Below are 12,668 nucleotides of genomic sequence, written 5' to 3' on the forward strand. Positions count from 1 at the left end.
ATCAGGCTTTCCCGTCTGAGTTCTTGTAGGACATTGCGGCGATGGCCGCTTCGATGCCGTCGCGTTCGATGATCGTCAGCGCGTCCACGACGCGAGTGTGAAAAGGCGCATCGTCGCGCAGCGCCGCTGGGAAAACGGCATCGAGCGCGAGGAAGGCCGCGACCAGCGCCACCGGATCGTCCGGGTGACGGCGATGCAGCGCGGCGAACGTCTCGGCCAAGGGATCGTCGACCGGATGCGGCTGGCCGCGGAGATCGGTGCCCGCGGTGTAGCGAATCCATCCGGCGACGCCCAGCGCGGTTACGCTGATGTCGGCGCCGTCGATCGACCGCTCGACACCGCCGGCCAGCCAGCGCTGGGGAATCTTCTGCGAACCGTCCATGGCGATCTGCTGCAGCCGGTGGCGCAGGCTGTCGTTGCCGAAGCGCGCCAGCAGGCTGTCGGTATAGGCGCCGGCATCGGTACCGGTCGGCAGCGACAGCGTCGGGATCGCTTCCTGATGCCAATAGTGCCGAAGCAACTCACGAAAAGCGGGGCGCGCAACGGCGGCATCCACCGTTTCGATGCCGGCCAGCGTGCCAAGATAGGCGAGCAGCGAGTGGGCGCCGTTGAGCAGGCGCAGCTTCATGGTTTCGAACGGGGCCACGTCCTCGACCATCTCGACGCCGTCGGTTTCCCAGTCCGGCCGGCCCAGCGGGAAATCATCCTCGACCACCCACTGGCTGAAGGTTTCGCAGACCACGGCGGCGGGATCGTCGACCCCCAGCGCCGCCAGACGCTGGCGATCGGCATCGGTCATCGCCGGTACGATGCGGTCGACCATGCTCGAGGGGAAGGCGACGCTGGCTTCGATCCAGTCGGCCAGCGCCTCATCGTGAAGACGGGCCAGCGAGACCACCGCGCGCCGCGTGCGCTGGCCGTTGTGGGGCATGTTGTCGCAACACAGCACGGTGAACGGTGCGACCCGGGCCGCTCGGCGTCGCGCCAGCGCCTCCACCAGCATGCCCGGCGCGGTCTCCGGCGATTCGGGATTTGCGATGTCATGGACGATCGGCGCGGCATCGGTCAGCAGTTCGCCGCTGCTCGGACTCAGAAAATAGCCCTTCTCGGTCACCGTGAGCGTGACGATGCGGACAGCGGAATCGCTCATCCGCGCCAGCAGCGCCTCCCGGTCGGGCCCATCCGGCCCCGCGTAGAGCGCTTCACGGATGGCGGTGACGTCCCGCAGCGTGACATGCTCGCTGTCGCTGTATTCGGCGACGTGGTAGCGGCAGTCGCCTTGGCGCAGTTGCTCGACCAGGGTGCGGTTGGAACGGATGTTGGCGCTGCAGATGCCCCAGTCTGTCCGTCTTTGGTCATCGAGCCCGCGGTCGTCGCCGAGGCGATTCAGGCAACGCTGAACGTAGACCGCCTGATGGGCGCGATGGAACGCGCCCAGGCCCAGGTGAACGATACCGATCCCGCTCGACGTTCGTCGGCTCGGCTCGCGCTCGATATGGATGTCGGCTGCGGCCATGGCGCTATTTCCCCATCAGTAGATTCGGCAGCCACAGCGACAGCGCCGGGACGAACGATACCAACATCAGCACGATCAGGTTACAGATCAGAAACGGTACGATGGCTTTTGCCACGCGCAGCATGGGCAGCTTGCCGATGCTCGATACCACGAACAGACAGACACCCACCGGTGGCGTGGTCAGGCCGATCATCAGGTTGAGTACCGCCATCACGCCGAAGTGGATCGGATCCATGCCGATGCCGGTGGCCACGCCCAGCAGCGCCGGGAACAGGATGATCAGCGCAGCGATGGTCTCCATGAAGGCACCGACGAACAGCAGGATCAGATTGAGGATCAGAATGACCACGATCGGATTGGTGCTGATGCCGAGAATCGCATCGGCGAGCATCTGCGGAATCTGCTGGCTGGTCAGAATCCAGCCGAACAGATTGGCCAGCCCGACCAGCAGCATCAGCGAGGCGGAGGTGATCACGGTGTCCGACAGAATGCCGCCCAGGTTGCGCCAGTTGATCCCCTTGTAGATGAAGGTGCCCACCAGCAGCGCGTAGAGGCTGGCGACGATCGAGGCCTCGGTCGGCGTGAACAGGCCGCCGATGATGCCGTAGAGGATGATGAAGGTCATCAGCAGCGCCCAGAACGCGCTGCGGCCCTCCTTGATCAACTCCTTGAAGGTGGCGCGTTTCTCCTTGGGATAGCCGCGCCGCACCGCCAGCCAGTAGGCGGTGATCATCATCGCCACGCCCAGCAGTAACCCGGGCACGGCGCCGGCCAGGAACATGCGACCCACGGAAATGCCCGAAAGCGAGCCGACGATGATCATCGGCACGCTGGGTGGAATGATCGGGCCGATCGTCGAGGAGGCGGCGGTCACGGCGGCGGCGAACGGCTTGTCGTAGCCGGCCTTGGCCATGCCCGGGATCATCACCGAGCCGATGCTGGCGGCATCCGCCACCGCCGTGCCGGAAATGCCGCTGAAGATCATCGAACCGCCGACGTTGGCCAGGCCCAGGCCGCCGCGGATGTGGCCGACCAGGGCATTGGAGAAGCGCACGATATGCTGAGTGATATTGCCCACGTTCATCAGGTTGCCGGCCATCACGAAACCGGGGATGCACAGCAGCACGAAGGAGTCGATCCCGGAAAACATGCGCTGCGGCACGATGGTCAGCGAGATGCCGCCGAGCATCAGGTAGGCCACTGACGAGACACCGAGGCAGAAGGCGATCGGCAGACCGATCAGCAGCAGTGCCAGAAAAGTGATGAAGAGAACGGCGATTTCCATCAGAGCGCCTCCTGGCGAGCGGTGTCGATGCGTTCGCCACGAGCGATGGCGATGATGCCCTCGGCGAGACCGATCAGGCTGTACAACAACAGCGCCCCGAACAGCACTACCGAAGAGAGAAAGATGTAGAGCATCGGGATACGCAGGGTCGGTGATGTCTGAAACGCCCCGATCTGGGCGAACTGCCAGGCGTTGGGCAGCACCATGACCGTGAACACGAGAGTGATTGCCGAGATCAGCGTGAGATAAGCGGCACGACCGCGAAACCCAAGCCAGCCGTGAAACAGTTCGACGTTGACGTGGCGGTTGCGGTGCTGCACCACGCCGGCTCCCAGCGCCACCATGTAGATGAAGAGATAGCGGGTGAGTTCCTCGGTCCACGACAGCGTGATGGGTAGAAACAGTCGCGAAGCGACCTGCAGCAATACCGTCAGCGACAGCCCGACCAGCGCGATCACGGCCAGCCATAGCAGAAGGCGATCCAGCCCGTTAGCCAGACGGCCGATGGGGCCGCCCAGGCGCGGAACACGGTTCAGGATCTCCAGGCTCTCCTGAATATCCTGCGGCTGAGTGTCCGTTTCTTGTTCCGACATGGCGATCTCCGAACGGGGGGAATGGGGCCGGGAGCGTCGTGCCCCCGGCGTGCGATTGTCAGAGACCCTGAATTTCGTCGTAGAGCTTGCGCTGATCGTCGTCGAGCGCGTCGAGTACCGCCGGACGCGCTTTCTTGGCGAACGCTTCCTGATCGACGTCGACGAACTTCATGCCCTTGTCCTTGAGTGCCTGTTCGAGGCGCTTCTGGTCATCCACGAACAACCCTTCCTCGTAGGACTGCATCTCGCTGGCCGCGTCGCGTACCACGTTCTGCAGATCGTCCGGCATCGATTCGAGCTTCTGCTTGCCGATCACCACGTAGATCCAGCTGCGGACGTGATCGGTCATGTCGACGTACTGCTGGACTTCGTTGAAGCTGGCGCTCTCGATCAGGCTGAGCGGGTTTTCCTGCGCTTCGATGGTGTTCTGCTGCAGCGAGGTGAAGACTTCGCTGAAGGCCATCGGGGTCGGCCGAGCGCCGAGCGCTTGCCAGGTATCGACGAACAGCGGCACGTTGGGCACCCGGATCCGCAGTCCGTCGAGATCGTCCGGCGTCTTGATCGGGCGGTTCGAGGTCAGCTCGCGCGGACCACGCTCGAACCAGGCGATCGGCACCAGCCCGGTGCGCTCGGTGATCTGCTGTTCGATCTGATCACCGACCTCGCCTTCCACGGCCTTGCGCATGTGGTCCGCATCGCGAAACAGATAGGGTACGGCCATCATCGCCGCGGCGGGCGCCCAGTTCTGCAGGCTCTCGCCGGTGATGGTCATGTCGGCGGTCCCCAACTGGATGCTGTTGATCACATCCATCTCGCTGCCGAGCTGCTCGTTGGGGAACACCTGGACTTCGATGCGGCCATCGGAATTGGCTTCCACCAGTGCCTTGAACTTCAGCGCGGCCTTGTTCCAGATATTCTGCTCATTGGCCAGATGGCCGAATTTCAGCGTGTAGTCCGCGGCCATGACCGCCTGGCTGCCCAGCAGGGTGGCACCGAGGGCCGCACCGGCCAGCAGATGTTTGAGGGTTGTCGTCGTCAACATGGCGTGAGTCTCCTGTCGCGTGGGATACGCGTCGGTGTTGTTGTCCGAGCTCGCACTTCCGGATCTTTTTCCGGCCTCAGAGCGGGTTCGATAGGGCGTTCAAGGCGAGATTTTCACCAGCACCTTGCGCGCCTGTTCCGGGTGATTCTCGAGCAGATCGATGGCACCGGGCATCTCGGTCAGCGCGACGCGATGGCTGATCAGCCCCTTGGGGTCGAGACGACCGGCGGCGATGTGCGCGATCACCTCCGGGAATTTGCGATTGTTCAGACGCGAGCCGACCAGCGTCAGCTCCTTCTTGATCACTTCCAGCTGAATCAGGTCGCTGGGCGTGGGGCTGAAACCGAGCAGGCCGATGCGACCGGCGGGACAGGCCATCCGCAGCATGGCCGGCAGCATCGCCGGTATGCAGGCGGCATCGGCGATCAGCGGGATGCCCTCGCCGTCGGTGGCGGCCAGCACGGCCTGCTCGAGATCGTCCGTGCGACCGTTGATCACCTGGCTGGCGCCCAGTTCACGTGCCGTCGTCAGCCGTTCGTCGAGGATGTCGGTGACGATCACCTCTTCGATACCGAGGGCGCGAGCCATCTGCAGCACGGTCAGGCCGATCACGCCGGCACCGATCACCAGCAGGCGATCGCCCGGATGCGGCTCCATCCTCGACAAGACGTTGGCGGCGATCGAATAGGGCTCGACCAGCGCGGCGGCATCCAGATCGAGCGTGTCGGGAATTCGGTGGGCGTTGGCCGCCGGCACGTTGACCCGTTCGGCAAAACCGCCGTTTCTGTGAACGCCGATCACCTGCATGGCGCTGCAGACGTTGGGCCGGCCGATACGGCACGGATAGCACTGGCCGCAGTTGACCACCGGATCGATGCAGACGCGCTCGCCGACGCGGGCGGCATCGACACCTTCGCCGACCGCGCTGATCACGCCGGCGAACTCGTGACCTGTTATGCGGGGAAACTGCACGAAGGCGTTGTCGCCATGAATGATGTGCATGTCCGAGCCGCAGATGCCGGCGAACGCGACGTCGACGACGACTTCACCCGGTGCTGCGGCCGGTGCAGGCTGATCGCCGACGGCAAATACATGAGGGGCGCTGACTTCAAAGGCTTGCATCGATGACTCTCCTGACTGTGTCGCAATCGCCGTATCGGTGGCTGACCGGTCCCGCATTCGCCAGCGCTACATGCGCCGGCCCCACATTTGCCCGTGCCACCTTCACCAGTGCCACAGCGTGCCGTCCTCGAGCCGGTTGACCGGCAGGCTGGCGCGCTTGAACGGGTAGCGGGCGGCGGCTTCCTCGTCGATGTCGACGCCGTGCCCCGGCGATTCGCCGACCAGGAAATGGCCATCCTCGAATCGATAATCGTGAGGAAAGACCGAGTCGGTCAGCGCGTCGTGGGGCATATGTTCCTGTATGCCGAAGTTGGGCACCCAGGTATCGAAATGGACCGCGGCACCGAGACAGACCGGGGACAGATCCGTCGGCCCATGGAAGCCGGTGCGCACGTGGTAGAGCGAGGCGAGGTCGGCGATCCGGCGCAGATGCGTGATACCGCCGCCGTGGGTCAGCGGGGTGCGGATGTAGTCGATCCACTGGTTCTGGATCATCTCTCGACAGTCGTGGATCGAGTTGAACACCTCGCCGATCGCCAGCGGCGTGGTGGTGTGTTCGCGGATCAGGCGCAGGCTCTCCTGATTCTCGGCCGGCACGCAGTCCTCGAGCCAGAACAGGTGGTAAGGCTCGACCGCCTTGCCGAGACGTGCCGCCTCGATCGGTGTCAGCCGGTGATGGACGTCATGCAGCAGGTGCAGGTCATGGCCGAAACGCTCGCGCACGGCGGCGAACAGCTGGGGCACGTGGTTGAGATACTTCTCGGTACTCCAGACGTGTTCGGCGGGAAGTTCGGCATCGGCCGGCTCGTAGCGCTCGCCCTCACGCTTGGCGACGCCGTAGATGGTCTTGATGCCCGGCACGCCGGCCTGCACCCGCACCGCCTTGTAGCCGAGCTCGACGTGACGAGCGACCTCTTCCAGACAGCTGTCGATATCCTTGCCGGTGCAGTGGGCGTAGGTCATCACCCGCTCCCGGCTCTTGCCGCCCAGGAGCTGATAGAGCGGCATGTTGGCGGCCTTGGCCTTGATGTCCCAAAGCGCCATGTCGACCGCGCCGATCGCGCTCATGGTGACCGGACCGCGACGCCAGTAGGCGCCACGATAGAGATACTGCCAGGTGTCCTCGATACGGCTGGCATCGCGACCGATCAACGCCGGCACGACATGCTCTTCGAGATAGGCCGCGACCGCCATCTCCCGCCCGTTGAGCGTGGCATCGCCGATTCCGTAAATACCGGATTCGGTCATCAGCTTGAGAGTGACGAAATTGCGTCCGGGGCTGGTGACGATGACGCGGGCGTCGATAATTTTCATGGACTCTCCGGCTAGGTAGAAGGGCAGCTTCAGTGGTTGGCGAAAAGCTCGGGGAAACGTTCGATCAGGCGCGGCAGCGAGTTGAGCAGTTCGCGCAGGTGGGCCTGCACGGCACGCTCGGCGGCATCCGGGTCGCGATTCTTGATCGCTTCGACGATACGGGCGTGCTGATCGACCAGCGTCTCCAGCGGCGTGCCATCGGGCACGCTGATGTAGCGCACGCGATCGAAGTGCGCCTTGACCTCTTCGGTGAAGCGCCAGGCCGATTCATGGCCGGCTTCCCGAGACAGGGTCTGGTGAAACTCCTCGTCCAGCACGTAGAAACGGTCATAGTCGCCGCCGTCGATCGTTCTGCGCTGGCGTTCGACCAGCTCGGACAGATCGTCCAGTCCGCGCGATGACAACCCGTTCTCCGCCGCGGATTTGGCCACCGCCACCTCGATCGCCTCGCGGACGAAACGCGCGCTGTAGACCGCCTGGGGTGAAATCTTGACCACGAAGGTGCCGCGCTGGGGGCGGACTTCGACCAGGCCGGCTTCGGAGAGCCGGATGAAGGCTTCGCGGACCGGCTGGCGGCTGACATCGAAGGTGTCGGCAATCTCTTTCTCGGAGAGCGCCTGCCCTGGCGAGAGCACCAGCCGAATGATGGCGTGACGCAGTACCTCGTAGAGACGCTGGCGGACATGGCCGGCATCCGAGAGATTCCAGAGGTCATGCAGGGTCGTTGTGGTCACAAGGGCTCCAGCGTTCTTGTCTGACTAGTATGGTAGTTAATTGGCAGAAATTGGCGATTCGACTTTGGGGGTAGAAATGCACCATGCCGGAGAATCGATCACAGGTTTTGACCGAAGTGGCCGATGTCCTGAATGAATGGCTCGACAACTCACGGCAAATGAACGGGAGGGGCATGGCAATACGCGATTGGCCGGAGGGGGAGCGGCCGCGGGAGAAGCTGTTGACGCTGGGGGCCGCGGCACTGTCCGATGCCGAACTGCTGGCGATCTTTCTGCGCGTCGGCGTCAAGGGGCGCTCGGCGGTGGATCTGGCCCGCGATCTGCTGAGCAGCTTCGGCGGGCTACGCCAACTGCTGGAGGCGGATCGTCAGCGATTCTGTGCCGAACATGGCCTCGGCGAGGCAAAGTTCGTGCAGCTTCAGGCGACGCTCGAGTTGTCGCGTCGTCATCTGGGCAGCCTGCTTGAACGTGACGCGGCATTGACCTCTCCGACATTGGTCCGTCGGTTCCTGAGCGCCCAACTGCGCCATCTCGACCACGAGGCGTTCGCGGCGCTGTTCCTGGACACCCAGCATCGCGTGATCCGCTTCGAGATCCTGTCCGAAGGCACGCTCGACAGCGCCTCGGTCTATCCTCGGGAAGTCGCCCGGCGTGCGCTGGCGCGCAACGCCGGCGCGGTGATCTTCGCTCATAACCATCCCTCCGGAGTGGCCGAGCCCAGCGATGCGGACCGGCGAATCACCGAGCGCCTGCGCGAGGCGCTGGCGCTTTTCGACATTCGCGTGCTGGACCACTTCGTGATCGGCGATGGCGAGGTGATCTCGTTCGCCGAGCGAGGTTGGTTATAGCGGGCAGCGACTGTTGGCTTTAACTGTTGGCTTTAGGAACTGTTGGCTGCAGGGATTTTGGCGACAAAAGCCCTGAGGCTGTTGGTCATGGACATATAGATGGCTGATGATCCTAGAGGGTAGAAGACTGCAGCAGGAAACCTTCAGCGAGAGGCGAGTCGTGGAACGAAAACCGATTCGAGATTCGGATGGGAACTCGCGCCGGATTCGGGTAACATACCGCGCCATGATCTCGGGTGGCTCCCCTCAGATGGCCTGTCGATCACGCGGGTCGACGCTTTGCTCGCGCGGTGGGACTTGCCGTTGCTTGTTGCGAAGAATGGGGGGGTCTGGTATAAAGTACGCCCTTTGAATCGGGGTACCTTTGAGTCAACGCACTGAATTCAGTGAATCAAGGCATCGACTCAAGCCAGTAGGGCAAATGAATGCCAGCCATTTCCGTGATGGATCCGAAATGGATGGGCGCGTCCCGAACCGAGTGCCCGAGATAAACCGAACAACCCAACCCGCCAGTGGTCGGAGGCTTCCATGTCCCAAGTTTGTCAGGTTACCGGTAAGCGTCCGGTGACTGGTAATAACGTCTCGCACTCACAGCGCAAGACACGTCGTCGTTTCGTCCCGAACCTGCACACGCATCGTTTCTGGGTCGAATCCGAGAAGCGTTTCGTCAAGCTGCGTCTGTCTTCCAAAGGCATGCGCATCATCGACAAGAAGGGCATCGAAGCGGTGCTCAGCGACATTCGCAAGCGCGGCGCTAGCCTTTAAGGAGTCGAGACATGCGTGACAAGATCAAGTTGGTGTCCAGTGCCGGTACCGGCCACTTCTACACCACTGCAAAGAACAAGCGTAACACCCCGGACAAGCTGGAATTCAAGAAGTACGATCCGGTCGTTCGCAAGCACGTCATCTACAAGGAAGCCAAGATCAAGTGATCTAGCTTTCCACCGGTGCTGCAATGCCAGCGCTGGAGTGACAGTACGGAAAACCCGGTCCTCGACCGGGTTTTCTCGTTTGTGGTGAATTCGTTTGTGATGAATTCGTGTGTGATGAATTCGTGTGTGATGAAAGAGTCGCGAGAACCTGACGCATGCCGGAACTTCCCGAAGTCGAGACAACTCGCCGCGGTATCGCGCCTTACGTCGAGGGGCGAGAGATCGTCGAGGTCGTCGTGCGCCAACGCAGTCTGCGCGTACCGGTCCCGAGCGATCTGGAGTCGGCGCTGATCGGCGAGCGATTCGGCGAGCTTGCCCGTCGCGCGAAATACCTGTTGCTGCCGCTGGCGGATCGGACCTTGCTGTGGCATCTGGGAATGTCCGGCAGTCTTCGCGTTGCTCGCCTGGGGGATTCGCCAAAGAAGCACGACCATGTCGATGTCGTCTTCGAGGGCGGCAATATCCTGCGCTATCACGATCCGCGTCGTTTCGGTTTCGTCGATTGGCTGAAGGGTGATGCCGAAACGGATACCCGGCTCTCGCGTCTGGGGCCGGAGCCGCTGTCGCCGGATTTCGACGGTCGGCGACTCTATCGGCTCTCCCGGGGGCGCCGGGCTGCGGTAAAGACCTTCATCATGGACAACATCGTGGTGGTGGGTGTGGGCAATATCTACGCCACGGAAGCGCTGTTCATGGCCGGCATCGATCCGCGTCGGGCGGCGGGGCGGGTCTCGCTGGCGCGCTTCGAGCGTCTTGCCGAGACGATCAAGGCGGTGCTGGCGGCGGCAATTACCCAGGGCGGGACCACGCTACGAGATTTCGTCAGCGGTACCGGCGAGCCGGGGTACTTCGCCCAGCGGCTCAGTGTCTACGGTCGTGCCGGCGAGCCTTGCCGCCACTGCGGTATGGAATTGCGCCACATCGTGCTTGGTCAGCGCGCTACGGTATATTGCGCCATCTGCCAGACCTGAGTCGGGTTTGCCCGGCTCGAGTCAGACCCGAAAATCATTCGATTTTGCCTCTGCGGGTTGGTGTCGGACGCATGCGGGTTAGAATGCGCCAGGATTGCTGTTTACCGATGCCCGTTCGAAACGTTTTTTCCAACTTCTTTTTCCCGATGTCCCCTGCCGATGGAGCCCTGCACATGGAGTCAACCGTGACCCAGACCCTGCGTCTCAAGAAGAACGCCGATCGGCGTCTGAAGGCGGGCCACCTGTGGCTCTACTCCAACGAGATCGATATCCAGGCGACACCGCTCAAGGGGCTCGAGCCGGGCGCGCAGGTGATCATCGAAGCCGCCAACGGCAAGGCGCTGGGCGTCGCTTACGTCAATCCGAACTCGCTGATCTGTGCCCGTGTCGTGTCACGCGATGCCGCTGTCCGGCTGGACCGTTCGCTGCTGGTGCATCGTTTCAATCAGGCGCTGGCACTGCGCAACCGCCTATTCGCCAAGCCGTTCTACCGGTTGATTCATGGCGAGGGTGACCTGCTGCCAGGACTGATCATCGATCGGTTCGATGACGTGCTCGTGGTTCAGCTCAATACGCTCGGCATGGAGATGGTGCGCGACGAGGTGATCTCGGCATTGGACAAGGTGCTGTCGCCCCGGGCGATCGTGTTCAAGAACGATTCCAGCGGCCGTCGTCTGGAAAAACTCGAGTCCGAAGTCGCAGTGGTTCACGGTGAGCTGCCGGACGAGGTGCTGCTGGAAGAGAACGGCGTGCGATTCGTGGCCCCGGTGCTGGATGGTCAGAAGACGGGCTGGTTCTACGACCACCGCGCCAATCGCGCCTGGCTCAATGGTCTGGTCGCCGGCAAACGCGTACTGGATCTGTTCAGCTACGTGGGTGGTTGGGGCGTACAGGCGGCGGCACACGGCGCCAGTGAAGTACTGTGCGTCGATGCCTCCGAGGTGGCACTCGATCGGGTGGCCGAGAATGCCGCACTCAACGGCGTTCACGAGCAGGTCGCTGTCGGCCATGGCGACGTCTTCGAAGCCATGACGGCGCTGCGTGCCGAGGGTGAGCGTTTCGATGTGGTGATACTCGATCCGCCGGCGTTCATCAAGAAGCGCAAGGATCTTGCCAATGGCGAACGCGCCTACGCGCGTCTCAACCGCGAGGCGATGCGCCTGCTGAGCCGCGATGGCCTGTTGATGTCGGCCTCCTGTTCCATGCATCTCTATGAAGAGCGGCTGGTCGAGTGCGTGCGCGGTGCGGTTCGTCACCAGGATCGCCATGGCCAGATTCTCTATCGAGGCGGCCAATCCGGCGATCACCCGATCCATCCGGCCATTCCGGAAACGGCCTATCTGAAAGCGCTCGGCGTGCGGGTCTTCCACAATTGATCGGCACGATGGAGCGGTACCGCTGACATGGGCGCCGTTCAGGTTTGCGTTTTTCGTCATCCCAATGTCTTGTTGGTCAGTCATGTTCGTAACGTGATCGAGAACGCCGGCTTGGCGGTCACGTTGCGTAATCTGACCCTGGCCGGCGGGGCGGGGGAGCTGCCCCCGGATCAATGCGAGGCGGAAGTCTGGGTCGATGCCGAGATCGAAGCGCCGGCCAGCGAGCTGGTTCGGGAAGCGCTCGATGGGCCCGCCGTGGTCGCGCCCGGCTGGCGCTGCCCGGGCTGCGCGGAGCAACTCGAGGGCGTTTTCGATCGCTGCTGGCAGTGTGGTCGTGAGCGTCCGGCAGAATTCGCATCGATCTGACTTTACGTTGTTGAACGACGCTGCTCAGGAGGCCGATATGACGTGGGATCTGCCCAGCCCTTTCGTGATCGACATTCAGGTCGAAGCTTCGAGCATCGATCACTACGGGCACGTCAACAACGCCGAATACCTGCGCTGGGTCGAGCGCGCCAGCTGGACGCATTCCCGGCATCTCGGTTTGAGTCTGGAGGACTACCGCGCGCTCGATCGTGGCATGGTCGTCCATCGCCACGAGCTCGATTATCTGGCGCCCGCCTTCGAAGGCGAGCCGCTTCAGCTTGCCACCTGGATCGTCGCCTGCGACGGCCGCCTGACGCTGGAGCGTCGGTTCCAGCTGTGCAATGTCGAAACCTCGCGCACGCTGCTTCGGGCGCAGACACGTTTCGCCTGCATCGAGCTCTCCAGCGGGCGGCCAAAACGCATGCCGCCTCGGTTCGTCGAGGTTTACGGTAATGCGGTGGCATCCCGCTAGCGTGTCGTAGCCCTAAGCGGGGAGTGCTGTCGCACTTGTCTGGAAAATGATCCTGTATATCACGCCAAATCAGAATTTTTCTTCACGTAAATCCTAA

At 62.8% G+C, this 12,668-nt stretch carries 14 protein-coding genes; 7 read left to right on the forward strand and 7 right to left on the reverse strand.

Annotated features, from left to right (window positions below; genetic code table 11):
• Nucleotide 1 precedes the first annotated feature (1 nt).
• The 7 genes from DOM36_RS16110 to DOM36_RS16140 all read right to left on the reverse strand — a co-directional run bounded on the left by DOM36_RS16110 (nucleotide 2) and on the right by DOM36_RS16140 (nucleotide 7,606).
• Nucleotides 2-1,516 carry a mannitol dehydrogenase family protein gene (locus DOM36_RS16110; protein ID WP_110643710.1) on the reverse strand — a complete coding sequence of 505 codons (1,515 nt, stop codon included), beginning with the start codon at nucleotides 1,514-1,516 and terminating at the stop codon, nucleotides 2-4.
• A gap of 4 nt (nucleotides 1,517-1,520) precedes the next feature.
• Entirely contained in the window at nucleotides 1,521-2,801 is a 1,281-nt protein-coding gene (locus DOM36_RS16115) for a TRAP transporter large permease (RefSeq protein ID WP_110643711.1), read from the reverse strand.
• A complete protein-coding gene (locus DOM36_RS16120) occupies nucleotides 2,801-3,394 on the reverse strand; it encodes a TRAP transporter small permease (RefSeq protein WP_075568205.1) in 594 nt (197 codons plus the stop codon). The genes DOM36_RS16115 and DOM36_RS16120 overlap by 1 nt, the downstream gene beginning before the upstream one ends.
• 58 nt (nucleotides 3,395-3,452) lie before the next feature.
• Nucleotides 3,453-4,436, reverse strand: coding sequence for a TRAP transporter substrate-binding protein (locus DOM36_RS16125; RefSeq protein WP_075568204.1), 984 nt, complete (start codon nucleotides 4,434-4,436; stop codon nucleotides 3,453-3,455).
• 99 nt (nucleotides 4,437-4,535) lie between these two features.
• Nucleotides 4,536-5,558 (reverse strand): Zn-dependent oxidoreductase, encoded by a 1,023-nt coding sequence (locus tag DOM36_RS16130; RefSeq protein WP_110643712.1) that lies wholly within the window; start codon nucleotides 5,556-5,558, stop codon nucleotides 4,536-4,538.
• A gap of 102 nt (nucleotides 5,559-5,660) precedes the next feature.
• Entirely contained in the window at nucleotides 5,661-6,872 is a 1,212-nt protein-coding gene (gene manD, locus DOM36_RS16135; protein WP_075568202.1) for a D-mannonate dehydratase ManD, read from the reverse strand.
• 29 nt (nucleotides 6,873-6,901) lie between these two features.
• Nucleotides 6,902-7,606, reverse strand: a complete 705-nt coding sequence (locus tag DOM36_RS16140) for a GntR family transcriptional regulator (RefSeq protein WP_075568201.1) — start codon at nucleotides 7,604-7,606, stop codon at nucleotides 6,902-6,904.
• Nucleotides 7,607-7,779: 173 nt separating this feature from the next.
• On the opposite strand from DOM36_RS16140, the gene radC reads away from it, so the two are divergent.
• The 7 genes from radC (at nucleotide 7,780) to DOM36_RS16175 (ending at nucleotide 12,571) form a co-directional block, all read left to right on the forward strand.
• Nucleotides 7,780-8,454 carry a DNA repair protein RadC gene (gene radC, locus DOM36_RS16145; protein WP_075568408.1) on the forward strand — a complete coding sequence of 225 codons (675 nt, stop codon included), beginning with the start codon at nucleotides 7,780-7,782 and terminating at the stop codon, nucleotides 8,452-8,454.
• 528 nt (nucleotides 8,455-8,982) lie between these two features.
• The gene (rpmB, locus tag DOM36_RS16150; RefSeq protein ID WP_075568200.1) at nucleotides 8,983-9,219 is read left to right on the forward strand and encodes a 50S ribosomal protein L28; all 237 of its coding nucleotides are present in this window, start codon (nucleotides 8,983-8,985) and stop codon (nucleotides 9,217-9,219) included.
• Nucleotides 9,220-9,230: 11 nt separating this feature from the next.
• Nucleotides 9,231-9,386: a 50S ribosomal protein L33 gene (gene rpmG / locus DOM36_RS16155; protein ID WP_035472447.1), complete on the forward strand. Its 156-nt coding sequence runs from the start codon at nucleotides 9,231-9,233 to the stop codon at nucleotides 9,384-9,386.
• Nucleotides 9,387-9,541: 155 nt separating this feature from the next.
• Nucleotides 9,542-10,357, forward strand: a complete 816-nt coding sequence (gene mutM / locus DOM36_RS16160) for a bifunctional DNA-formamidopyrimidine glycosylase/DNA-(apurinic or apyrimidinic site) lyase (RefSeq protein WP_075568199.1) — start codon at nucleotides 9,542-9,544, stop codon at nucleotides 10,355-10,357.
• A gap of 173 nt (nucleotides 10,358-10,530) precedes the next feature.
• Nucleotides 10,531-11,733 carry a class I SAM-dependent rRNA methyltransferase gene (locus DOM36_RS16165; RefSeq protein WP_208605353.1) on the forward strand — a complete coding sequence of 401 codons (1,203 nt, stop codon included), beginning with the start codon at nucleotides 10,531-10,533 and terminating at the stop codon, nucleotides 11,731-11,733.
• Nucleotides 11,734-11,760: 27 nt separating this feature from the next.
• Nucleotides 11,761-12,099 carry a DUF2007 domain-containing protein gene (locus DOM36_RS16170; RefSeq protein ID WP_110643713.1) on the forward strand — a complete coding sequence of 113 codons (339 nt, stop codon included), beginning with the start codon at nucleotides 11,761-11,763 and terminating at the stop codon, nucleotides 12,097-12,099.
• 37 nt (nucleotides 12,100-12,136) lie between these two features.
• On the forward strand, nucleotides 12,137-12,571 hold the full coding sequence (locus DOM36_RS16175; protein ID WP_110643714.1) for a thioesterase family protein: 435 nt from the start codon (nucleotides 12,137-12,139) through the stop codon (nucleotides 12,569-12,571).
• Nucleotides 12,572-12,668: the final 97 nt, after the last annotated feature.

The sequence above is a fragment of the Salinicola sp. CPA57 genome (assembly GCF_003206035.1).
Taxonomy (GTDB): Bacteria; Pseudomonadota; Gammaproteobacteria; order Pseudomonadales; family Halomonadaceae; genus Salinicola; species Salinicola socius.

Excerpts from the sequence above, each read along its gene's own strand:
- DOM36_RS16110 (WP_110643710.1), bottom strand. The coding sequence starts at position 1,516 with ATGGCCGCAGCCGACATCCATATCGAGCGCGAGCCGAGCCGACGAACG.
- DOM36_RS16115 (WP_110643711.1), bottom strand. The coding sequence starts at position 2,801 with ATGGAAATCGCCGTTCTCTTCATCACTTTTCTGGCACTGCTGCTGATC.
- DOM36_RS16120 (WP_075568205.1), bottom strand. The coding sequence starts at position 3,394 with ATGTCGGAACAAGAAACGGACACTCAGCCGCAGGATATTCAGGAGAGC.
- DOM36_RS16125 (WP_075568204.1), bottom strand. The coding sequence starts at position 4,436 with ATGTTGACGACGACAACCCTCAAACATCTGCTGGCCGGTGCGGCCCTC.
- DOM36_RS16130 (WP_110643712.1), bottom strand. The coding sequence starts at position 5,558 with ATGCAAGCCTTTGAAGTCAGCGCCCCTCATGTATTTGCCGTCGGCGAT.
- manD (WP_075568202.1), bottom strand. The coding sequence starts at position 6,872 with ATGAAAATTATCGACGCCCGCGTCATCGTCACCAGCCCCGGACGCAAT.
- radC (WP_075568408.1), top strand. The coding sequence starts at position 7,780 with ATGGCAATACGCGATTGGCCGGAGGGGGAGCGGCCGCGGGAGAAGCTG.
- rpmB (WP_075568200.1), top strand. The coding sequence starts at position 8,983 with ATGTCCCAAGTTTGTCAGGTTACCGGTAAGCGTCCGGTGACTGGTAAT.
- rpmG (WP_035472447.1), top strand. The coding sequence starts at position 9,231 with ATGCGTGACAAGATCAAGTTGGTGTCCAGTGCCGGTACCGGCCACTTC.
- mutM (WP_075568199.1), top strand. The coding sequence starts at position 9,542 with ATGCCGGAACTTCCCGAAGTCGAGACAACTCGCCGCGGTATCGCGCCT.
- DOM36_RS16165 (WP_208605353.1), top strand. The coding sequence starts at position 10,531 with ATGGAGTCAACCGTGACCCAGACCCTGCGTCTCAAGAAGAACGCCGAT.
- DOM36_RS16170 (WP_110643713.1), top strand. The coding sequence starts at position 11,761 with ATGGGCGCCGTTCAGGTTTGCGTTTTTCGTCATCCCAATGTCTTGTTG.
- DOM36_RS16175 (WP_110643714.1), top strand. The coding sequence starts at position 12,137 with ATGACGTGGGATCTGCCCAGCCCTTTCGTGATCGACATTCAGGTCGAA.